This is a genomic window from Novosphingobium sp. PhB57 (genome assembly GCF_004342985.1).
Classification (GTDB): Bacteria; Pseudomonadota; Alphaproteobacteria; order Sphingomonadales; family Sphingomonadaceae; genus Novosphingobium.
Map to the genome: position 1 here is coordinate 77,423 of NZ_SMBO01000004.1, position 23,182 is coordinate 100,604.

The following is a 23,182-nucleotide window of genomic DNA, read 5'->3' on the forward strand; positions in this document are numbered from 1 at the left end:
CCTCCCCCGAAGCATGCCAGCTTACCCGTTGCGATCATTGCCGTTCTCGTCCAGCTTGGCCACGCTCCCGGTCGCCTGGGCCGTGGGGCTACGCGAGGCGATCATGCGCGACGATGCAGGCGGTAGAAGGTTGACGGGAAGACTCCACGGCGCGGCGGCGCTGGCGCTGGCGCTCGCCGTCTTTGCCCTCGATGTTCTGAGCCCGCTTCAGGGTGCCGTTGCCGTCTTGTACACGGTTGCCATTGTCATGTCCTCGCGCAGCCATGACCGCCGGGTGATGCTGGCGACCTGTGCGGCCGTGCTCGCGATGGCAGTGGCGGGTTACTTCATCAGCCATGGGGGAGAGCCGCTGGGTTCGCCGGCCATGCGGCTTGCTGTCAGCCTGATCGCGATCCTGATCGCCACACTGCTCAGCATCCGCAACCTCGCGGTAGCCGAACAGCAGCGGAAGTCGGAGGAGCGTTACCGCACGATCTTCAATGCGGCGGGTCTGCCGATCTGGGAGGGCGACTGGTCCACGGCGCATGCGCTGCTGGCGAATGGCGGCTCCGCAACGCCAGAGCAGATCGATCACATCGCCCGTACCGCGACCATCCGCGCCGCCAATGACGCTGCGGGACGCCTGTTCGGCCTGCCCGATGCCCGCGCGTTGATCGGCGGCACGCTCATTCCCCACCACACGCCCGCCGCCGAGGCGACGCTCGGCCGCATTCTCGCTGCACTCGTGCGCGGCGATCCGGCGATCGAGGAGGAAACCCAGTTTCTCGCCGCTTCGGGAGAGACGATCGATGTGGTCCTGCGCGTGACCGTTCCCCCCGGCGCTGATGGCTGGAGCCGGGTATTGATCATGGCCATCGACGTTACCGAGCGAAACCGAACGCAGGCGCGGCTTGCCCAGTCCCAGGCCGAACTTACCCATGTCTCGCGCGTAACGACCCTGGGGCAACTGGCCGCATCGATCGCCCACGAGGTCAATCAGCCGCTCTCCGCGATCATCACTTATGCGAAATCCGGTCGCCGCTGGCTGGCGCGCGAAGCTCCCGATGCGAAAGAGGTTGGCGACTGTCTGGACCACATCGCATCGAACGGCACCCGTGCAGCAGACGTGATCGCCCGCATCCGCGACCTGGCCCGCAATGTCGAGCCGCGCCAGGACGTGCTGGCCTTGGGCCCCCTGATCGAAGAGACCGTCGCGCTGCTCCGCCGGGACCTCCAGACGAACGACGTCGCGATTACGCTCGACATCGGCGATAGCCTCCCGCTGGTGCGAGGCGATTGGGTGCAGATCCAGCAGGTGTTCATGAACCTGATGCTCAATGCCGAGCAGGCGATGGCCGAGACCCCGGCCGATCAAAGACAACTCTGCGTCAAGGCGGTACATGCCGGCGCAACCGTCAACGTCGAAGTGCGTGACTGCGGAACGGGCATCTCCGCCGATCCCGAAAGCCTGTTCGCGCCATTTTTCACGACCAAGAGTACGGGCCTGGGAATGGGCCTGTCGATCTGCCGCTCGATCGTCGAGCGGCACGGTGGCACGCTCGTCGCATCGAACAATGCGGCACTCGGCGCCACTTTCCGGTTCACGCTTCCGGTCATTGCGGCCGGGAGGGAGGCAGCATGACCGTCTTTGTGATCGATGACGACCCCGAAATCCTGGGATCGCTGGGCAGCCTGTTCCGCTCGACCGGGCTGGATGTGGCGCTGTTCCAGAGCCCCGAGGAATTTCTGGCCGCAGAAAAACCGACCACTGCGTCCTGCCTCGTCCTGGACGTGCGGCTTCGCGGGCAGAGCGGTCTGGACTTTCAGGAGCGCCTTGTCGCGGAAGGAATAACGCTTCCGGTTGTTCTCATTACCGGGCACGGCGATATCCCCATGACCGTGCGCGCGATGAAAGCCGGTGCGGTGGATTTCCTGCCCAAGCCATTCAGTGAGGAACAGATGCTTGCCGCCGTCGGCAGTGCGCTTGAGCGCGACGAAGAGCGCCGCGAGCAGGCCGCCGGGTCGGACGCACTCCAGCTTTGCTATGACCGGCTCACGCCAAGGGAGCGCGAAGTCATGAGTCTCGTCGTGACCGGTCTGATGAACAAGCAGGTCGCGGCGCGGATGGAGCTTTCGGAGATCACGGTGAAGATCCATCGCGGCAACGTCATGCGCAAGATGGCGGCCCAGTCGCTGGCGGATCTGGTGAGAATGGCCGAGACACTGGGCATTCGCGATGACACGATTCACCGCTTTAACATCTGAGTATGATGGCGCGGCACACGGTGCAGGCCCATCTGGAGGATGTGAACCAGGAGAATTGTGCGTGCCCGCTTCCCCCATCATCGCCATCGTGGACGACGACCCCGGCGTTCGAGGGAGTATAGACAGCCTTGTAAGATCGACCGGCATGACCCCGTGCAGCTTCGCCAGCGCCGGCGAATTGCTGGCAGCGGGAGATGAGGCTCTGGCGTGCATCGTGACCGACCTGCACATGCCGGAAATGACAGGTCTCGAACTGCAGGCGGAGATGCTGCGGCGTGGCTGGGCCGTGCCGCTGATCGTCATGACTGCTTTTCCGACCGATGCCGCCAGAGAACAGGCGATGGGCGCCGGCGCGCGGGCATTTCTGACCAAGCCGGTCGATCCGGATTCCCTGCTGGACGCCATCGAAGCGGCAATCCGCTGAACAAAAAGGAAGGCGCCACCGCGAGGTAGCGCCTTCCTTGTCGTGTGGTCCGGTACGGGCTTCATTGCACGGCGGCGACCCGGGGATGGAGCCCCGCCCTGTCCGTCAGCGGATAGCGGGGCCACGGCAGCTTTCGTACAGGAACCAGCTACGGCGTTCGGTTTCGTCGATCCACACTTCCAGCAGGCTTGCCGTGGCGACGTCGGAATACTCGTCGCACAGTTCATGAACCCGGCGCATCTCGGCCACCAGTTGCTTGTTGTCGCCGTGCAGTTCGGCGAGCATGTCCTTGGGCTCCACATAAGCCGCATTGTTGTCGAGGATGCGCTGGCGACCGGCGATGTCCGAGATCGAGCGGATGGTGGTGCCGCCAATCTTGCGGGCGCGCTCGGCCATTGGATCCGTCATTGCGAAAATCTGGTCGCCCTGGTCGTCCAGCAGCAGATGATAGTCCCGAAAGTTCGGGCCGCTCATGTGCCAGTGGAAGTTCTTGGTCTTGAGGTAGAGCGCAAACACGTCGGCGAGCAGGCCGGCCAGCCCGGCCGAAATGTCACGCGTCGCGTCGGTCCCAAGATCGGTCGGCGTGCCGAGAAACCGGTCGGCGATCGAGACGGTGGTGGTGTCGGTGGTCATCGTGCTTCTCCAGGTCGGGGCGGCACAGCGCCGTCCGATACCCTGGAGTTACGCATCTCGTCATCGCCGCCTATCCACACCAAGGTTTGCATATCTTGGTATGGATAGGCGCGGCGCATGCCAGTCCATAGCTTTTGAACGTGTTCGACTTCATCCGAAAGGACCCGTTCCATGACCGCATCCCGCCATGTCCGCTCGCTGATCACCACACCGCCAAGCTACGAAGGCAGCCTCGGATCGGTACGAGGGGCCGACGCCGGCAATTTTCCCATCCTGAAGGGCATGTCGATGCGCCGCCTGGTCCTGGCGCCGGGCGCGATCCGCGAGCCGCACTGGCACGCCAATGCCGATGAATTGGCGTGCTGCCTGTCGGGCGACCTGCTGGTCTCGGTGCTCGATACCGGCGACGTTTTCGGCGCCTTTACGATCTCTGCGGGAGAGATGTTTCACATTACCGTCGGCTCGCTCCACACGATCGAGAACGTCGGCGACGTCGATGCCGAACTCATCATCGTCTTCAGCCACGAACGACCCGAGGAATTCTCGCTGCATGGCGCCTTCGGGGCAATGACCGACGCAGTCCTCGGCAACACGTTCACCCTGCCCTCTTCCGACTTCGCCGCGCTAAAGCGCGATACCTCGTCCGCGCTGCTGGTGCACCGGACCGGCCCCGCCAGAGTGCCCGCAAACGCGGCGTTTCCGGATCCTCACAAGTTCGGCATCGCCAGCGAGACCCCGCCGATCGACCATCCCTACGGCACAGCGCGCGTTGCGCGCTCACAGTTCTGGCCGGCTTTGAAGAACCTGGCGATGTATTCGATCCTGATCCCAGAAAACGGCATGCGCGAGCCGCACTGGCACCCCAACACGGCGGAGATGGGCTACGTCCACAAGGGCCGCGCGCGGATGTCTATCCTGGACCCGGACGGCAGCGTGGACACTTACGAACTGCAGGCGGGCGATGCTTATTTCATCCCACGTTCCTATCCTCATCAGATCGAGGTAATTGGCGATGAGGAAATTCATTTTCTGGTCTTCTTCGACCAGCCGATGCCCGCGGACATCGGCTACCGCACATCGACGTCTTCGATCTCGCGTGAAGTTCTCGCCGCGACGTTCGGAGTAACAACCGGCTCCCTTCCTTCCCTGCCTTCGACGGTTGATGATCCGCTCATCGTGGAACGCGTGAATCCTCTGGATCGGCCGTCGTGAGTAATTCACTTTCCATGCCGAACGAGAATGCAACGGCAGCCGATATCGTGCCCAAAACGATCGTTCCAATCTGGATGCCACCGCTGCCGCAGGCTGCCCCGCTTATGTTTGGGGCACCGCTCGCCGGAGCAATCTGCAGATACTTGAGACAGCTTTTGTGCCGATCATTGGAACAGGTATCGGGCGACAGGCCTCAAGACTCAAATTAACTCATGCGTCGATTGCCCATAACTGAAACGTCATTGTCAGTTGTCAATTGGCGAACGCTCGATGAGAGACGATCTTAGCCGCCCGCCACTATGGCACCGACCGCGAGGAGTTCGCCATCGCCGCCGAGGAGCAGGATGCGGATCACAGGATGCGAGCCGCGTGCTCGGCCGTCGGTATCCAGCACGCGGACCTCTTTCCGAACAAACGGTAGCGATGCCGCGCCACCCAGCGATAGATGGGGTCACGCAACTTGCGCGGTACGATCCGCAGCGCCGCCAGGGCGTTCCAAGGACGATCGAGGCCCGCCCATATGGCCAGCATCGCATCGCTGTCCCGCAAGACGTTGTCGCCCTCGACGACGATCAGTGTTTCCGGATTCGCCGGGTCGATCCCGAACCGGCGATAGAGCGCGGCCCCGGCCTCACCCTGCATCGACGCCAGCCGGAAACGCCCGGCCCTGTCATGCCGGAGCACGAAGGCGGCATTGGCGGAGCAGAGCACGCACATCCCGTCGAAAACGATGATGGGTCCGGAAGCGGCGTTCATGCCGCTTCCGCGCCGCGCCGAGCCATCTGACGGTCGTCCTCCAGCCCCAACGGTCGCAGCGGATTGCCGACCAGTCCGCTCACCATCGATGCCTGTATGGCGGTGGCCGGCCATAGCTTGGATAGAGGGCCGACAATCCGGTCGCGGATCAGCGGCAGCAGGCGGCTGTCGGACTGATAGACCGGGGTGAACAGCGCAGTGAGCCATTGATAAGTGAGAACGTGGCGACGGCGTAGCCGGATGCCCTGCCGAACACCCTCGTCGACGCTGCCCGCATGGTCCAGACCGCGGGCCAGCGCCCAGGCATCGAGTAGCGCCATGTTGGCGCCTTGCCCCAGTTGCGGACTGGCGGAATGCCACGCATCGCCGATATGGACGAGCGCCGGTTCGGCCGGCGAAGCCAGGGTACGATGCGCATAACGAGCGAAGGTCAACTGGTTTGGATCGGTGATCTGGTCGAGCAGCGTCCCGCAATCAGGCCAGAGTGCGCCGACCCGCGCCTTCCAGGCGGTCAATCCAGCCTCGCGCCAGTCGTCCAGCCGATCTGCCCGGAGCGACCAGAAGAAAGCTGCCTTGGACACGGCCGCGCCGGGCGGGGTCCCGATGGGCAGAACGCCGGCCATGATACTTGCCCGGTCGTAGCGCTGCGCAAGGGCGTGGGGATCGAAGCCGGCACCCCCGGGCCAGTCGAGGCTGGCCCATAACGCTCCATATGCCAGTTCCCGGCCCGTCGGCGGAGCGAGTGGTGTCCGCGTGCCGAGCGCGTCCACGACGAGATCGTAGCGATCGCCTTTCTGTCCATCGGCAAACCGCAACGCACGTTTCGTTCCCAGCAGCGTCGTTCCCACCAGTGTGCGCCCGCAATGCAATGGAATGCCTGACCGCAGCACGGCTTCGTGCAGAACCGCAAACAAGCTGGCGCGGTGTATCCCAATGCCGAAGGTGTCCGGACGGCCCAGCGAGGCATATTCCACGTCGAGCACGACCCGCTTGCCCGCCATGCCGAACAACTTATCGATGCGCGCGCCGCGTGCCAGGACCGCGTCCAGCAGGCCGAGCTTGGCGAGAACCGCCATCCCCGTGGGCTGGATCATCAGTCCGGAACCGATAGGCTGGGGCTTCTCGAACCGCTCGAACAGGGTGACATGATGCCCCGCCTCGTGAAGCAGCAGCGCTGCAGCCAGCCCGCACGGCCCACAGCCGGCAATCGCGATGTTCAGCCCCCGCATCCCTGCTGCCTAGCCCATGATGGAGGTCGGTCCAATAGGGCGGGCTCAAATGGCCGCGCAGAAGCCGGCGATGTTCGGTGAGCCGAGGCTGCGAAATGTCCGAGTGAGACGATGGGAGCGCCCCGAAAGCGACCACCGACAAAGCTGCCATAGAGCGCGTAATCTCGGCTCCCTGACAGCTGCGGTCGGTCCACCCAGTCGCGGATGAACCTGAAGAACCGGACGTGAGTCGATCCGAAGCGGCAACTTCGTACTCGCGAAACAGGATAGCTTACGATCGATTACCTTGTGGTCGGCTTCCGCCACTGACCCTAACGTGACGTTTAGGCACGGATCTGCGTTCCACCTGCGGACGGGTCCAGTTATAGCGGATGTCGCCGCCGATAATCTGAATGGCTTGTAAGTGTTGCTATCGCCTGAGCCACCGTGGTCGGGCTCATGATAGAGCAAATAAGCAACGCCGATTCTTCCAACGCTTTGGCAAGCGATTTTCTTCGCCATAGCGCGACCCATGTTGCCGTGCTGTTTCGGCTCGAGAGCATTATCTTCTCTAAAGTAAGATCATATTTCTCAGGCGTTTCCTCTTCGCCAGGCGATTGACAGCCGAATTGCCCGCTCTCACTTGCCTCGTGCAAATGCGAGTCAATCGCATTTCTGGGCAAACCGGGGGAATTAAGCTTGTTCGAAATCATACATCGTCACGCCCGCCGCATGGGCGGGGCCAGTCTTGTCGCATTGTCCGTGTTCGCCGCGCCGGCAGCACTTGCCAAGGAAGCCGCAGAAGAGGCCGGGGCAGAGGACGCAGGGGCGCCGATCGTCGTCACTGCTGCCGGCTATGCGCAGGACATCACCCAAGCCCCCGCCAGCATCACCGTGATCGACCGCGCCGATCTTCAGGACAAGCGCTTCGTCAGCCTGGCAGAGGCATTGCAGGACGTTCAGGGTGTTGACGTCGGCGGCGAGGCGGGCAAGACCGGCGGGCTCAACATCTCGATCCGCGGCATGCCCAGTGAATATACTCTGGTACTGATCGATGGTCGCCGCCAGAATGCGCCGGGCGGCGTCACTCCCAACGGCTTCGGCGAGACATCGACCAGCTTCATGCCGCCCTTCGCCGCGATCCAGCAGATCGAGGTGGTCCGCGGGCCCATGTCCACGCTTTACGGTTCGGATGCGATGGGCGGCGTCGTCAACATCATCACCCGCAAGGTCGGCAACCGCTGGGTCGGCAGCGCCTCGGCCGAGAGCACGATCCAAGGCGATGAGCGCTTCGGCAACATCCAGTCAGTCACCGGCTTCGCGCAGGGCCCCGTGGTCAAGGACCTGATCGGCCTGACCCTGCGCGGCAGCGTGTTCCACCGCGAGGGCTCGAACATCGAGATCCCAGGCGACCCAGCGCTGACACTGGGCCGCAATCCGGTCCGCTCCGACATCTACACTTACGGCGGTCGCCTCAGCTTCACGCCCCACGCCGACCACGACCTGTGGCTGGAATTCGACCGCAACGAGCAGACCTACGACAATACCGAAGGCCAGCTCGGCACGCTGGGTTCGGGCGGCTATTCGCCCACCCAGAAGTTCAACCGCACCAACTACGTCGCGGCGCATACCTGGCGCGCGGGCGACTTCGGCCAGCTCGATACCACGTTCACGCGCAACGAGACCGAGACGATCGGCCGCCTCGTCCCCAACGGCACCCCGGGCGCCACGCCCGGCAGCGCGCGCAACCTGGAGGCGCGCAACGACATCCTGGACTCGCGCTTTGCCGGCAAGGCCGGGCCGGTGGCTTTCACCGTCGGCGGGCAGTACTGGTGGGCGCGCATGGTGGACGGCGTAGCCCCCGCCCCCTTCAAGTTCGAACAGTGGGCCGGTTTCGCGGAAGCCACGCTCACCGTGGTCGACGGGGTCAACCTGACCGGCGGCGCGCGCTATGACGATCACTCGACCTTCGGCTCAAAGTGGTCGCCCCGCGCTTATGCGGTGTGGAACGTCAACGACGACTTCACCCTCAAGGGCGGCGTCAGCCGGGGCTTCAAGACCCCGCGCGTAGAGCAGATTGCCAGCGGCATCATCGGCTTCGGCAGCCAGGGGCGCGTGCCTCTGATCGGCACCCCGGGCCTGACGCCCGAGACCAGCACCAGCTACGAGGCGGGCATCTACTATGACAGCCACGGGTTCTTCAGCGGCAACGTGACCCTGTTCAACAACGACTTCGACGACAAGATCGCCACCGGGCCAGGCATCCCCAACTGCTCGTTCGCAGGCAATCCCAACCGGCCGGGCTGCCTTGATGTCGGCAATTTCCCGGCGGTCGATCTGTTCGGCCAGTCGATCAACATCGACAAGGCGCGCACGCGCGGCGTCGAGGTGGCGACCCGTTTCTCCTTCACGCCCACCCTCTCGCTTTCGGCCAACTATACCTATACCGACTCCGAGCAGCTCAGCGGCGAGGACGAGGGCCTGCCGCTGGTGGGGGTGCCCAAGCACATGTTCAACGGCAACCTGCGCTGGAGCGTGACCGACGCAGCGAACCTCTGGGTCCGCGCCGAGGTCCGTTCAAGCCGCTGGCGCGGCAACAATGCACAGCAAGAGGCCGTGGGCGATTTCCGCAGCTACGAGGTGTTCCACCTGGGCGGGTCTTACCAGTTCACCCCCGCCTTCCGTCTTGCTGCAACGGTCTACAACATCCTGGACACCGACTACGCCGTCTATGTCCCCTATGCGAGCGGTGCGGTCACCGCATACACGCCGGCCTATTCGATCAACCAGGAAAGCCGCCGGCTCTGGATCTCGGCTAACGTCGATTTCTAAGCTCTCCAGGAGCCTGCCGGTCGTTTGCGACTAGAGCCGCAAATGATCGGCAGGCAATGCCTGGCAGACCGTGACCTGCCCCTCGAAGGGATTCCCGCCGACAAAGCGGCCGGAGGGCTCCACATCTTGGCTCCTTGATAGCTACCTCCGTTCATCCGGGCCGGATCAACCTGACTGACTTGGCGTGAGACTTTCCGGTCGTCCAACCGCAGATCAGCGAAAGACTATTCGGCTCCAAAGCTGGACTACCATTAAGGGCCGATAGCCGCGCCCCAGACAGCTCAACTGCGTTCGTTCTTGCAGATCGAGCAGCAATCCGTGCTCCGTTTTAATTTGCAAATCGCGTCCGAATTCGCTGAGCCATCTCTAGAGACGCTGGGGAGCGAAGGCCCGAAGCAGGCGACAGCAGGCACACCACTCTCTCCGGGGGCGCAGGGTCGAGAGGTATGAAGCGCAGGTCGCTGACGCCCGCGCCTCTGCTGATGTCTGCGGGCATGATCGCCGAATGTCCGCCGAGCGATACGGTCTGGAGAATTCCAGCGAACGTATTGAAGGCGATCACACGGCCAGGGGCCACATCCTGAGCATCCAGATAGGAATCTGGCCGCAGCGCATGTCCGATATCAATGATCTCTGCCCGTGCCGGATACGCCGCCTCGAAATAGGCGTCGAGACTCTTGAAATTTGCGCTGACTGCCCAGGGCATGAACGTGAAGACCAAGGTCACCAGACCGGTGCACGTGATCATCAGGTGAAACGGCAGCGCCAGCACAGCGCTGACGTTATGGGCATCGAGCCAGCTTCACGGTCCCTTGTTGAACCGCAGCATGAAGAAGTCAGCGAAAATCTTCTTGTGCGTCACGATGCCGGAGATGATCGCCACCAGCATCGCGAGCGCGGCCATGCTCACGATCATCCGCGCCCAGCTGACAGGCATCGCATGAAGGTCGAAATGGAAGCGATAGAGAAAATACCCGCCTTCCGTATCGCGCACCTGCAGTTCGCGGCCCGTCGCTGGATCGAACCGAACTTCATGCCGATCGCGCCATGACTGGCCCGGCATCAGCCACGAAGCCAACAGGGCATCGCCGCCACGCTTGCCGGGGATCGTGACGGTCCAGCTTTCGGCGCCCACGCCGCGCGCGGCAAGCACGCGCCCCGCTGCATCGAGCGCTTTAGCCGACACCGGCGCTGAATGCACTTCGGGACGCATCCATGCACTGATCTCGCGCTCGAAATAGGCGCTCGTTCCGAACAGGAAGATGACGCAGACAATCCAGGCGGGGATCAACCCCGCCCAGGTGTGCAGCCAGGCCATCGATTGCCGGAACGACTGCGCCATCAGAACTTTCCGCGCAGCGAGACGAGGAAATTGCGCGGATCGCCGTAGAAGTTGCCGTAGCCCGGGCTGCCGATGGTGACATAATAGGTCTTGTCGAACACGTTGTTGAGATTGGCGCTCACCGAGAACTGCTCGCTCACCTCATACTCCGCCCGCAGCGACCAGACGGCGTAGCCCGGCATGCGGAACTGATACAGGTAGTAAGGCCCGTCGTAGAGACCCGACACCGGGTTCAGCTCCTGCACGTAACCCGAACGGAAATTGCTGCTCTGCGCCGTCACGCCGCCGCCGATGCTGAGGCCCTTGAGCGAGCCTTCGCGGAACCTGTAATCGGTGAAGAGCTTGAACAGGTGCTTGGGCGTGATCTCCGCGAACGTGGCATCGTTGTCGCGCCGGTTCTCGTTGTCATTGTAGGTATAGCCGAGCGAGAGCTGCCAGCCGGGCAGGATCTCGCCGTTGATCTCGGCCTCGAAGCCCTGGCTCCTGAGTGAACCGTCGCGGACATAGCAGCAGTTGTCGGTGGAGCCGGCAGGCGGATTGCTAGGATCGACGGCGAACGCGCCCTGTTTGCGCACGCGATAGACCGCAAGCGATCCGGTCAGCTTGCCGCCCATCAGTTCGCCCTTGAGCCCGGCTTCGTAATTGGTGCCGGTCACCGGGGCAAGCGGTGTGCCCGGACGCGGCCCGGACATGTAGTTGGCCTGCGACTGGTAGATTTCGGAATAGCTTGCATAGAGGCTGACCGCCTTGGTCAGATCCAGCACCGTCGCCACGTAAGGCACGAACTTGGTCTTCTGGTCGATCAGCGAAGTGACCGCGCCCGTCGCGAGATTGCTGCCCTCGCTGCGGTCCTTCACCACCAGACGCCCGCCGCCGATCAGCGAAAGCGCCGCGATCGGCCGGATGCGAAGCGATCCATAGAAGCCGAGGCGTTCGATGTCGGTGCGGCCCTGATAACCGCCCTGATCCCATGCCGGCGGATAGGCGACCTGCGGCGGATAGACAGGATCGAAGACGTCTCCCGGTCCGTAGTAAGTCCAGAGACTGCGATTGTCAGTCTTGTTGCGCGTGTAGTCCATGCCAAGGACCACTTCCTGCTTCTGCCCGAACGCCTGGAAGCTGCCGGTCGTGTTGAAGTCCAGCGTCAGTTCGCGGACCTTGGCTGCCGATTGATAATACCACCAGTCGATGCCCGAACGATCGATGGGATCGACGGCGTTTTCCATTTCGGCGGCATTGGTCTTGTCATTGGAACGGCTGTAGTTGGCATTGAGCCGCACCGTCCACTTGTTGCCGATGGCCTGCTCGACCCGGCCATAGGCGATGTCGATATCACGCTCGATCCAGTTCCACGGCGCGCCTGTATTGGTGCTGCGCGGGAAACCGATATCCTCGCCGCTGCGATAACGCGGCAGGCTGACATTGAAGGCTTCGTGCCGATCGGACTGATGGGTGTAGCCGGCAAGCAGAAGCGTATCGGGCGCGGGATTGTATTCGATCGAACCGTGCGCCAGCCAGCGATCGTCCGACTTGTAGTCCTGGAAGGAATTGCTCATGTCGTAGACGCCGATCGCGCGCGCCCGCAGATTTCCGTCCTTGGTGAGAGCACCGGTCACGTCCGCATCGATACGGGCGTGGTCCCAGCTTCCGAACGTCATCGCGGCCCGCGCCTGCGGGTCTGCCAGCGCGCGCTTGCGCGTGAAGTTGATGACGCCGCCCGCTTCGCCGGCACCGAACAGGCCGTCAGCGCCCCGGACTAGCGCGATCGAGTCGAAGATCGCGGTATCGAGATCACCGGTGGTGGTGGACGTCTGGCTGCTGGCGCCGCCGTCCAACCGATAATTGGTGATGGTCAGTCCGCGCGAGGTGTAAGTTGAGGAAAGCCAGGCCCTGTCCACGGTCACGCCGGTCATTTGCTGCACGACGTCCTCGACGGTCAGCAGGTTTTGATCCTCGATACGCGCCCGGGTCATCACCGTGACTGACTGAGGGATTTCGCGCAGAGCCTGTGCAGCCTTGCCGACATTGACTGCCGCCGGGGCGTAGCTGTCGCGGCCTTCCGTGAGCGTCGGGTCGTTCGACGCGCGCTCACCGGTGACCGTGATATTGTCGGTTGGCTCGTCCTCGGCCGGGTTCGGCTGTGCCCACGCCATCTGCGGCATCGCACAACTTGCGGCCAATGCCGCAATCAAGGCTGTGATGCGCGCAGGCGCGGCTGCGCAGTGTGCGTTGCTGTTCCTCATTATTACCCCTGCAGTGATGTCGCGATCATGGAATTACGGAGATACCCGGATAACCTTCGCGATTGTTGCGGGCGCCGCTTAATGATAACGCTATAGATTCGCAATAGCATTATCATCGCAGTTCATGTCAGATGATCACGCCGCAGGGGGAGGTCGGTGGAATTACGGCCCCCTTTGGCAGAGCCTTTCGGCGCCATGGGTCGCCATAAATGGCGAAATTGCTTGGCAATAACCGGTCATGCCGTCCCATTCTTTGTTGGAGACCGAAGATCGATGTGTTTCCGATGCAACACTCTCAGCGAATCTCGTGACCTAAGCAAATGGCTCGAATCCAGGGCGAAGGCAGTTCCGCGATGGTGCGTGCGAGCGATGCTGCAGCACCGCATGCTATTGTGGTTGATTCGCATTAGCGTCATCCCTATCAGCACTTCCAATCCGGGGAGGAATTCAGAGTGCTAGGTCGATTGCTTTTCACAGCTGCAGTTCCGGCCTTGGCCGCATGTCCAGCCTACGCCTCGGATGCTCCTGCACCCGCCGATCAACCGCTGTCCCGGACGGACATCGTCGTCACCGGAGCAAGGTCCAAGCAGGTTGACTTGAACGAAAGCTCCTCGGCAACCGGCCTCGATCTGTCGATCCGGGAAACTCCTCAATCGGTCACCGTGGTCGATCGCCAGCGGATCGACGATTTCGCGCTGACGAACGTCAACGATCTGCTCGAACAGACCGTGGGCGTCACCGTCCAGCGCAATGAAACCGACCGCACCGAATACAGTTCGCGCGGCTTCGACATTACCAATTTCCAGGTCGACGGTATCGGGCTACCTCTGCTCGGCGCGGTGGATGGCGATCTCGATACGATCTTGTACGAACGCGTCGAGATCGTGCGCGGCGCGAACGCGATCATGACCGGCGTGGGCAATCCGTCCGCGACGGTGAATTACTTGCGCAAGCGCCCGACCACGACGTTTCAGGCGAACGCTTCGGCCTACGCGGGCTCGTTCGACATGTGGCGACTGGAAGGCGATGTATCCGGCCCGATCAACGCCAGCGGCACATTGCGGGCGCGCGTCATCGGCGCGCACGAGGAACGCAATTCCTATCTGGACTACAACCAGGTCAACCGCACGGTGCTGGGCGGTTCCGTCGCGCTGGACATCACGCCCTCGCTTACCGCTACGGTTGGGTACACAAGGCAGAAGAACAAGGCGGACGGGATCCTGTGGGGCGCCCTGCCGCTGGTTTACAGCGACGGCACCCGCATATCCTATCCCCGTTCCGCTTCCACTTCGGCGCCCTGGACTTACGCCAATGTCCTCAACGAAAGCGCGTTCGGCGAACTGACCTACCGGGTCGGCGGCGACTGGTCGCTACGCGGTGTTTTCACGTACAACCACGTCGATTCCGACGCGAAGCGGCTTTACGCTTCGGGTACGCCCGATCCGGAAACCGGCCTTGGCATTGCTGGCAGCAGCGGCATCTACCCCAGCCACAACAAGCAATACCTGATTGACGGCTATGCATCGGGCAGCGTAAATCTGTTCGGCCGCAGCCATCAGCTGGCCTTTGGCGTATCGAACGGTTGGCTCCGCAGCAGCGAATATGAGGCCTACTCCGATACCGAAATCGACTATGGCGACATCCGCCAGCTCAGTTCCTTCGTGCCCCCGGAACCGGACTATCCCGAGATCACGATCCAGGGGCATGAACGCAATCGGCTGACGCGGGTCTATGGTGCGATCCACCTCAATTTTACGGACCGATTGAAAGGCGTCGCCGGCGCGTCGGCCGTGTGGCTGAAGACGAGCGGCGATTCCTACGGGTCCGATCTTGCGCGAGACGATCACAAGGTCAGTCCCTATGCCGGCCTGCTGTTCGACCTGACCCGCAACCTGACACTCTACGCGAGCTATACCGATATCTACGCGCCGCAGAGCCAGGTGGACATCGACAACCGCCGCCTCGCCCCCGCAAAGGGCACTTCGCTGGAAGCCGGGATCAAGGGCAGCTGGCTGGACAACCGCCTCTCCGCGACGGCCGCCATCTTCAAGGCAAAGCAGCGCGGGCTTGCCAGCTACGTTGGCACGTTCGACGGAACCGATGGTCCGCTGGGCCTCGACTATTACGAAGCCTTGGACACCACCTCCAAGGGGTTCGAAGTGGAGGTTTCAGGGCGCGTCACCGATCATTGGCAATTGAGCGGAGGCTTTACCCACCTCAAGATCGAAGACAACCAAGGCCTGCGGACACAGAACCAGGTCCCGCGCGACAGCGTGAAGCTGGCGGCAACGTATGAGGTTCCGGAATGGCGCGATCTCAAGCTGGGCGCGCAATTCCGCTACCAGAGCGCGATAAGCGGGACCGATGATAGCGCCGGCCTGCCCATCTCCCAGAAAGGCTACGCCGTCGTGGATGTTTTGGCAGGCATCAAGGTGGTCGACCATCTCCAAGCCAGCGTGAACGTGCGCAATCTGACCAACGCCAAATACCTGAACTCGCTGGCGTGGGGTCAGGCCTTCTATTCTCCCCCACGTAGCGTGATTGGAACGATACGCTTCGATTACTGAATGAAGCGAATCGCGAAGGGCCCGACGGCGGGCGCCTCCACCGGCAAAGTTGGCTTAGGCGAAGCAGCCGCGATCGCACTGAAAACAGGATATGCTATTTGCGGACGCGACTGCCCATGCCGCCCTGTCCTGCCGAGAAATTTCAACCCTGGTCGGTCGCTCAGGGGGCGATTTAACGTTTCCGAAACCTGCCGATCCGGTATCCTCTGCCCACCAGACTCGTCCGCGACGAAATGGGTGGGAAGTCGTTATAGGCCTCTCCCCTTTCAGGGGAGCGAGGAGCCGCCGCTCCGGGGCGTTTTCAGCCCGAGTATCCTGCCGCCGTCACCCGTCATCTCAGGTGAGGCGGCGCAGCGTCCGCCTCAGTTTAACGATCGACCATCAGCACTGCTTGATGTTGATGTTGCTAATCACGTCGTTGTAGTTCTGCAGCAGGGTCTCTCCATCCTGAGTCTGTTGCGGCTTCATCAACATGAATGATGAGTTATTCTTGCTCTCCTTGGCATATGTGCCGTCCTCGGTCCGCTGAATGATGTTTCGTCCGGCGGCGAGATAGGCGTTTACATGCAGCATGAAGCCAGGGCACCCATCTTTGTTCGTCTCGCGGATCTTGTTTTCGAACTTTGTACCCATGATATTGAACTGATCGAGCGATGCCTTGAAAGCGTCCTTCTGATCGCCGAGGCCCTTGCCGTCGAGAACGCCCGATGCATGGTCAATGCTTTCCTTGATATGGTAGACCATACCCATGCGGTAATAATCGAGGGTGTCTTTCTTGGTGGCCTCGAACTCCGCCTTGATCCTGGCCCGGTCCTTGGCATCGATACCCTTCATGTAGGTAGACTGAGCAGTAGCTAGGTTCTCGAGGGCGGTGATGAGTGAAGGCTGGATTTCGCGGCCGTGCGCACCCTTATCGCTGGTGTAGGTCTTCGCCTCGATATAGTTCGCCATATCGCGATAAAGCGGATCGACCTTGCCAAGTGCGTCGCTGTAGGCGCGGCCAACGCCATCGAGTTCCGCCATATCAGGCTTCATAGCGATCGCCTTGTCCAACTGCTCCTTGATCCTTCCGATTCCAGGCTCAGAAGGGAAAAACAGGTTGGTCATATCCTTCCTGCCATCGAAAGCAGGCTCGATCGATTTTCGGTACGTTTCCAATGTTTTCGCGAATGAAACCTGCCCCATATTAGCGGCTTCGACATAGGCATTATATTTCTGCAGTTCGCCCTGATCGGCGGGCGTATGCGCCTGATGCGATTTGTCATTATCCTGGCTACCGCAGGCGGAAAGCGCGAGCACACAAGCCGAGAGAGCCAGCGAGCGGATCAGCATTTTCGTAATCACTAAATTACCTCAGGTGAATTGATACCAAGAGTTGGCGAGGCGCCCGCCACAGTGGGATCGAGGACGCTTCATGCCTCCCATGCCCTGAACGGCGATAGCATTCAAATTCAATGAGTTGAGTGGATGTCGAGAACGTTGGCTTCGCTTTCAAGCTCATCTTCATCGCAGACACTGCGCTGAACGATGTGCGAGCCTTATGTGACGCCGTGGGCTTCGGGTATGTTCGAAATCGCCCCCTCAGGCCGAGCAATCAGTTCCTCGTGGGAAGCCCCGTCGAGATATCGCTGGAGCAACGCTTCGGGGTCCACGTCGACGCCGATGGGGTTTCGAGCAAAGACATCGCTCTTCATGAATGCGATCGAGCCTTCACTGTCGAAGCAATCGACTTGCAGTTCGATGCGATTACCGTCCGGGTCCATGTAGTAGAAAGACAAGGTCACGCCGTGATGGACCGGCCAATAGGGGGTGATGCCAAGGTCGCGCAGCCGAGCATAGAGGTCCAGCAGATCACCTGCGCTTGCGTAGGTATACGACAGATGATTGACGCCGCTTTCGGCTTTTCCAGCGCCCTGGATCGGCTCCGGCCGCAAAACTTCCAGATTGGCGAAAGCGAACCGATGGTATTCCTCATCATATCGCAGGAAAGACAGAACTGCGTCGCCATGGACGACCACCGCCTCGAAAACGTTCTGGTACCAAGCCAGCATTTCCTCATATCGGCGCGTCTGGAAAAGCACGTGCGAAAACTTGATTGGAACTGCCATGTTCGTCCTCCGCGGACATCTTGTATGGAGAGAACACACGGTGGCACATAGACCGAACAGGCGAAATGCTATTGCCCGCTAGATCTTTGTTTGCCCACTGGCCGGAGAAACGCTTTTGGACGGCCGATCCGCCGTTTCTGAAGCTTCGCTCCCGCGTTAGCGGGAATTGCGAGAACAAGTGAATGGAATGTCCGCTATGTCGTCGACAGCTACCGGATTATGGCCGGTCTACACTTGGGGACTGGCGATCACTCTTTGAACGGCGACAAAGGGTCAGGGATTGCAAGGTCGTCGCCCTCTCGCGAGGCCAATAGGGCGATGGGGCATTGTAGCATGCTAATTTCAGCCTAAGGCTTCGTAATGACGCGAATTCACTCCCTCCTTCTGCTCGCTCTCCTTGTCTGTTGGGCGGCACCGAGCAACGCTGATAGTTGGCTCCCCGCTGAGCCGAAGATTTACGTGTCGCCAGACCAAACCTATCGCGTCCGAATTGATCCACGCCCGATCACCAGCCCGTTGGCTTATTTTTCCGACAAGGTGAAACGGCGCGAGCCAGCGGGGGCACCGAAGGGGCATAAGGACTCCAAGGCGACAGCGACGATCGAGCATCTTGAAAATGCTGGTAAATGGATTCGTATATGGTCCGGCAACTTGTCTAACCAAGTGGCTCCGGTCGACGCGCTGATCGCCGATGGTGGGAAATATCTGGTGACCTTCGATAACTGGCATTCCATGGGATATGGCCAAAACGTCGTGGCAATTTACGATGGCCAGGGGCAACTGATCCGCGCACTGGCCTTGAGCGACATTGTATCGGCGGACCACATTGCTGCACTGCAGCATTCGGTCAGCTCGATCCAATGGCGCGGTGAGCCACATCTTACGCCGGAAGGGTTGCTGGTCATCCCGATCGTCGTTCCAGACGAGCAGGATGAGAGCAAAGAGGAAACTTACCTGGATGCTGTTCTGCGGCTGTCCGATGGCTCGGTAATTTCCGGCTCTTCGCCTGATTGGCAGAGGGCGGAGGCGACAGCACAATTTGTAGCCCGCCGGAAGCGGGATTATGAAGAGCAGGCCAAACAGGCGTTCATCGCGCCGTTACTCGGCCCCAGCGAGAATACCGAACGAAACTGGCACGGCTATCTGAACGAGGCATTCTATCGCTCGTCACCAGACTGGAAGGACGAGACTACATCCACGACGGTTCTTCGCGACCCAAATGCCCCTGACTATGCTGCGTCGGAAGGCTGGCTACGCGACGCACTACTGTCGCTTGACTATGAGCATGGCACGATGAGCTTTGCCAGCATTGCGCCGTTTGATTTTTTCGTGGCTCGCTTGAAAGCCATTTTAGCCGATGCCGAACCGGGTCAACTTAAAGGCTCAAAGGTCCACGTCGCCGCGCCCACGAGCGCGCTTCCGCTATTGCAGACTATTTTCGCCAAGACGGGTGCAAAAGTGTTCGTCTTTGATCCAAATATCCCGATCCCGCAGCGTCCAGATCGCCTGAAGCGCTATCTCTCCAGAGACTGAAGGTTGAGTTTCGGCCTAGCACTGAAGCTTGGAGTGTCTGCAATTTAGGTGGATGCCGTCAGTCCGCTCGTGGGGAGCGGAAATCGGCGGCTGAGCGTCCTGGAACTGCCGGCACCGGAAGGCGACGGCGAAGCGTTGGAATGTCCGCTATCCCGGGTGGGTTCAACGGGTGGCGGCAACACTTTAATCTTTTGCGGAAGATGGAGTGTCGCGATGAAGCAGCGTCGTCGGATCTATTACACGGCCAGTCAGCGAGCGGAGATATGGGATCGCTGGCAGCGCGGTGAGTCGATGAGTTCGATCGGGCGAAGGTTTGATCGCGAGTCATCGTCGGTATTCTCGGTGATCTCGCCGACCGGCGGTATCCGGCCCGCCGATCGCAAGCGCGGCAGTTGCACGCTGAGCCTTGCGGAGCGGGAAGAGATATCGCGCGGTCTGAGTGTCAGCGAGCCCTTGCGGGCGATAGCACGGCGATTAGGCCGGGCACCTTCGACAATCATTCGTGAAGTCAGTCGCAATGGCGGCCTCGCGCGGTATCGTGCCACGGTGTCCGATCAGGCGGCATGGGATCGTGCCTTGCGGCCCAAGCCCTGCAAGCTGGCTTGTTTGCCGCAACTGGCGCAGGCAGTATCGGCCAAGCTGCGCCGTAAATGGTCTCCGGAACAGATAGCGGGGTGGCTCAGGCGCAGCTTTCCCGAGGAGCCGCATAGGCAGGTGTCGCACGAGACCATCTACAGAAGCTTGTACATTCAGGCTCGCGGGGTTCTGAAGAAGGAACTGCTGGAGCATCTGCGCGCCCGGCGCACCATCCGCAGATCCCGGCACGCTAGCCTCAAGCGCGATGGCCTCGGCCAGATCAAGAATGCCGTGTCGATCAGCGAACGCCCCGCGTCGGTCGAGGATCGCGCCGTTCCCGGCCATTGGGAAGGCGATCTGATCGGAGGCACGAAGAACAGCTACATCGCGACGCTGGTCGAACGCCATTCGCGCTACGTGATGCTGGTCAAAGTTGCCAACAAAGACACCAGGAGCGTCGTGTCGGCACTGATCCGGCAGACGCAGCGCTTGCCGCGCGAACTTTACCAGTCGCTCACCTGGGATCGCGGCAAGGAACTGGCCGATCACCCACGCCTTACCCTCGCCACCGATGTCGAAGTCTATTTCTGCGATCCACAATCGCCTTGGCAACGAGGCTCCAACGAAAACACCAATCGCCTGCTCCGACAGTATTTCCCTAAAGGCACCGATCTGTCCCTATATAGCCAGGCCAAGCTGGGTGCCGTTGCCAGGCAACTCAACGAAAGACCAAGGAAAACGCTCGAATACCAAACCCCCGCCGAGCGGTTTCAAGCTTGTGTTGCCGCCACCCGTTGAACCCACCCGTTTTCGCATGTGCAAAGCTGCCCTTCCAGACTGCCCCCAACTAATGCCCTTCCATCGCCTATGAAAAACCCCATGCGTGGACGGCCGATCATGGAGCGACAGCAATCAATTCCCACCGCGGTCGACATTCGTGGTCAGCGCCTCCGCATCAGCGGGCGGTTCACGCCCACCACGAGGATGATCAGCGACACGCCGAGGATACCCGCGCTCGCGACAGGGAACGATCCTGCCCCGGAGCGATCCAGCAGAAAGCCCCCTGCGACTCCGCCCAGCGCCACGGCGCTATTCCAAGCTGTCGTGCACATCGATTGGGCGACGTCCATGGAATCAGGTGCCAGCCGCGCTATCGCCGTCTGGGTGACCGCGCCGAAGCCGCCAAAGGAGATGCCCCATATGATGGCGGACAGATAGATCGGGAGCGTCGCCGTAGCGCCGAACATCCACATCGCGAGCGCTGCCATGAAGAAGCCGAGCTGCACCGGCCCCATCACGGTCAGGTGTCGATCCACAAGCGCGCCGACTAGGGCGAGGCCACCGATCGACCCGATGCCGAAGAGGAGCAGGATCAGGTCGAGGCTTCTGGCCTGGCCGATCGCGCGCAGGAAGGGCTCTACGAAGATGTAGACGATGTTGTGGCCTATAATGTAAGTGAGGATCACCGCCGTTGTCGCGGCGACGCCGGGACGCAGCAGGACCGTAAGCAGCTTTTCCCGCTCGCCGCCCTGCTCGCCAGGGAAGTCCGGGATGATCCGCTGGACCCAGATCATCAGCACAAACGCCAGCCCCGAAACCATCCCGAACGCGCCCTGCCAGCCAAGCACGTGCCCCAAGGCCGAGCCCAGAGGCACGCCGACGACGAGCGCGGCCGTTGCACCCGCGCCAGAGATCGCGATGGCCCTGCCGCCCATGCCCGGTGGAGCCATGCGCACAGCATAGCCAGCCAGCATTGACCAGACTGCGCCGCCGAAGAGACCAGCCACGAAGCGCGCACCAAGGGTGAGATAGATGTTGCTGGACAGCGCCGTGATCAGATTGACCGCAGCGAACCCACCAAGAAGGAAAAGCAGAAGGGGCTTGCGCCGCAGGCTGCGGGTCATCGCGGTGACCGGGATCGCCGAGATGAGCGCGCCGACCGCGAACGCCGTGATGAACTGGCCCGCCACGCTTTCCGGGACCGTCATGCCAGACGAGATGGCGGAGAGCAGACCGGCCGGCATGATCTCGGTGAGCAGGGTGACGAACGCAGCCATTCCCAATGCGAGCAGGCCCGCCAGCGGAAGGCGTTCGGCTTTCTCGCGGTTGGGAGGAACCGAGCCCGTATCCCATCCGACTTGCTTCCGACCACGTCGAACCACGCCACTCACTTGCGTCACCATCCATCGTTCCAAAGGTCCGGCGATCGTTAGGCGGCCGGGGATCGGATGGCCACCCCGCGCGCCTTCGGGACGAGTGACATTTTCCATCATCGAGATTGAGGCCATGATGCAAACGTCCGCAGCGCGCATGCCAGAGCCTAGCGGCGGACGTCAGATCGATGGGCCAGGCATCCCGCCATTCGCAAGCGGAAATGCTGCCAGGCGGCGCTGCGGGCAGCAGCGGAACCGCGGCTATAGCGGCTGGGCTCCGCTTCCATTGGCCACAATTAATTCCTGAGCCCACCACGTCACCGATAGGCGCCTAAACCGTCCCAATCCCCGGGATTAACTCAGGCCCTTGGCTTAAGGATTCCCGTCTGTTATTCTGCCAAGGCGCTGCGCAAAGGGCAGCGCCGAGACTGGTAATCCCGCCAATGGCAAAAACTCGGAAAACACGGTTTTCCGGGGTGTCGTCGTGCATGTCCAAACCTTCGGGTTAAAGACGGCGGCGCATGTCATTGGCATGTTACCAGCTCCGGCGGCTCCCGCGCGTTAGCGTGCGGGAGTTCGGGACTGGTCCGCATGGTCCTCAGCCTTCCGCCAACCCGCCCTAATGCGGACCCGGAGGTGCTGAATGAACAATCTTGTTCCTGCGACTTCACCCGATGAAAAGGCCGCCGTCTCGGCGGTCCTGAACTCCCTGCCGCACGACAATTCCGCGCTCGCCGCGCTGTGGAAGATCTATGGCGCCGAACCGGTGCGCCTGGTCCGTACCCAAGAGGGCCGCAAGCTCAGCCTCGCCCGCTATCACCGCGCCGAGGAATTCATGAGCAGCCTCGCGCGTGATGCGCCCGGTGACTGGCCCGATTTCCTTTACTCGACCGGGATCGTCGTCCAGCTCGCGCTATCCTCGCACCTGCTCGATGTCGGCTTTCCGGACGGCTGGTGTGCGCGGCACATCAGCCTCAATGTCGATCGATCGCTGGCCTACGCCAATGTCACCGCATTCGGCTACGATTGCGCCGAGACGGCGCGGTTGATCCAGGTGCTGGCGCCCTATTGGAAATGGAACCGGCGGCACCTTATGGGCGGCAAGCATCCTGACGATGGCGGCTTCGCACCTGACAAAGTGCGCACGCTGGTCGGCGGCCTCGTCGACCATGTCTGCCATGTCACGGGGCATGCCCGATCGCGGCGGCGCGCGATGCCGTCCTGACCTCTTCAAACGTTCAGCTAGCGAAGCCGGATCGCTCTGGCGCGAGAACCAGCTCAGTGGTCCTCTTCCTTGGACACTCCGATATCCAGCTTCATTACTGGCGAGGCGGCGTGAGACCCGAGGTTG

General features: G+C 61.6%; 16 protein-coding genes and 1 pseudogene. 9 read left to right on the forward strand and 8 right to left on the reverse strand.

The window, feature by feature from the left end:
• Positions 1-130: 130 nt before the first annotated feature.
• The 3 genes from EDF58_RS13660 to EDF58_RS13670 all read left to right on the forward strand — a co-directional run bounded on the left by EDF58_RS13660 (position 131) and on the right by EDF58_RS13670 (position 2,668).
• A complete protein-coding gene (locus tag EDF58_RS13660; protein ID WP_165921413.1) occupies positions 131-1,621 on the forward strand; it encodes an ATP-binding protein in 1,491 nt (496 codons plus the stop codon).
• Positions 1,618-2,244, forward strand: a complete 627-nt coding sequence (locus tag EDF58_RS13665) for a response regulator transcription factor (protein ID WP_132266485.1) — start codon at positions 1,618-1,620, stop codon at positions 2,242-2,244. The genes EDF58_RS13660 and EDF58_RS13665 overlap by 4 nt, the downstream gene beginning before the upstream one ends.
• A gap of 61 nt (positions 2,245-2,305) precedes the next feature.
• On the forward strand, positions 2,306-2,668 hold the full coding sequence (locus tag EDF58_RS13670; RefSeq protein ID WP_207912981.1) for a response regulator: 363 nt from the start codon (positions 2,306-2,308) through the stop codon (positions 2,666-2,668).
• Positions 2,669-2,773: 105 nt separating this feature from the next.
• Here EDF58_RS13670 and EDF58_RS13675 read toward each other — a convergent pair whose 3' ends face one another.
• Complete coding sequence (locus tag EDF58_RS13675; RefSeq protein ID WP_132266491.1) at positions 2,774-3,301, reverse strand: DNA starvation/stationary phase protection protein; 528 nt, start codon at positions 3,299-3,301, stop codon at positions 2,774-2,776.
• A gap of 171 nt (positions 3,302-3,472) precedes the next feature.
• Between EDF58_RS13675 and EDF58_RS13680 the strand changes: the two genes are divergently transcribed.
• Positions 3,473-4,513, forward strand: a complete 1,041-nt coding sequence (locus tag EDF58_RS13680) for a cupin domain-containing protein (RefSeq protein ID WP_132266493.1) — start codon at positions 3,473-3,475, stop codon at positions 4,511-4,513.
• Positions 4,514-4,864: 351 nt separating this feature from the next.
• On the opposite strand, the gene EDF58_RS13685 is transcribed toward EDF58_RS13680, so the two are convergent.
• A complete protein-coding gene (locus EDF58_RS13685) occupies positions 4,865-5,269 on the reverse strand; it encodes a thiol-disulfide oxidoreductase DCC family protein (RefSeq protein WP_132266496.1) in 405 nt (134 codons plus the stop codon).
• Positions 5,266-6,498 (reverse strand): NAD(P)/FAD-dependent oxidoreductase, encoded by a 1,233-nt coding sequence (locus EDF58_RS13690; RefSeq protein WP_132266499.1) that lies wholly within the window; start codon positions 6,496-6,498, stop codon positions 5,266-5,268. The genes EDF58_RS13685 and EDF58_RS13690 overlap by 4 nt, the downstream gene beginning before the upstream one ends.
• 711 nt (positions 6,499-7,209) lie before the next feature.
• On the opposite strand from EDF58_RS13690, the gene EDF58_RS13695 reads away from it, so the two are divergent.
• Complete coding sequence (locus EDF58_RS13695; protein ID WP_132267181.1) at positions 7,210-9,309, forward strand: TonB-dependent receptor; 2,100 nt, start codon at positions 7,210-7,212, stop codon at positions 9,307-9,309.
• A gap of 328 nt (positions 9,310-9,637) precedes the next feature.
• On the opposite strand, the pseudogene EDF58_RS13700 reads toward EDF58_RS13695, so the two are convergent.
• Together EDF58_RS13700 and EDF58_RS13705 are read right to left on the reverse strand one after the other, a co-directional pair.
• Positions 9,638-10,651 (reverse strand): annotated as a pseudogene (locus EDF58_RS13700) (PepSY-associated TM helix domain-containing protein).
• A complete protein-coding gene (locus tag EDF58_RS13705) occupies positions 10,651-12,804 on the reverse strand; it encodes a TonB-dependent siderophore receptor (protein ID WP_165921414.1) in 2,154 nt (717 codons plus the stop codon). Before EDF58_RS13705 ends, EDF58_RS13700 begins: the two are co-directional and overlap by 1 nt.
• Positions 12,805-13,490: 686 nt before the next feature.
• Here EDF58_RS13705 and EDF58_RS13710 point away from each other — a divergent pair.
• A complete protein-coding gene (locus EDF58_RS13710) occupies positions 13,491-15,461 on the forward strand; it encodes a TonB-dependent siderophore receptor (protein WP_243654253.1) in 1,971 nt (656 codons plus the stop codon).
• Positions 15,462-15,842: 381 nt separating this feature from the next.
• Here the strand turns inward: EDF58_RS13710 and EDF58_RS13715 are convergent, their stop codons facing one another.
• On the reverse strand, positions 15,843-16,793 hold the full coding sequence (locus EDF58_RS13715) for a YiiG family protein (RefSeq protein WP_132266508.1): 951 nt from the start codon (positions 16,791-16,793) through the stop codon (positions 15,843-15,845).
• A gap of 206 nt (positions 16,794-16,999) precedes the next feature.
• Entirely contained in the window at positions 17,000-17,569 is a 570-nt protein-coding gene (locus tag EDF58_RS13720) for a VOC family protein (RefSeq protein ID WP_132266511.1), read from the reverse strand.
• Positions 17,570-17,929: 360 nt separating this feature from the next.
• Between EDF58_RS13720 and EDF58_RS13725 the strand changes: the two genes are divergently transcribed.
• On the forward strand, positions 17,930-19,102 hold the full coding sequence (locus EDF58_RS13725) for a hypothetical protein (protein ID WP_132266513.1): 1,173 nt from the start codon (positions 17,930-17,932) through the stop codon (positions 19,100-19,102).
• Between the two features lie 213 nt (positions 19,103-19,315).
• Positions 19,316-20,476 (forward strand): IS30 family transposase, encoded by a 1,161-nt coding sequence (locus EDF58_RS13730; RefSeq protein WP_132266516.1) that lies wholly within the window; start codon positions 19,316-19,318, stop codon positions 20,474-20,476.
• Positions 20,477-20,619: 143 nt separating this feature from the next.
• On the opposite strand, the gene EDF58_RS13735 is transcribed toward EDF58_RS13730, so the two are convergent.
• Positions 20,620-21,990, reverse strand: a complete 1,371-nt coding sequence (locus EDF58_RS13735) for an MFS transporter (protein WP_207912983.1) — start codon at positions 21,988-21,990, stop codon at positions 20,620-20,622.
• 484 nt (positions 21,991-22,474) lie between these two features.
• Between EDF58_RS13735 and EDF58_RS13740 the strand changes: the two genes are divergently transcribed.
• The gene (locus tag EDF58_RS13740; RefSeq protein ID WP_132266519.1) at positions 22,475-23,056 is read left to right on the forward strand and encodes a hypothetical protein; all 582 of its coding nucleotides are present in this window, start codon (positions 22,475-22,477) and stop codon (positions 23,054-23,056) included.
• The last annotated feature ends 126 nt before the right edge of the window (positions 23,057-23,182 follow it).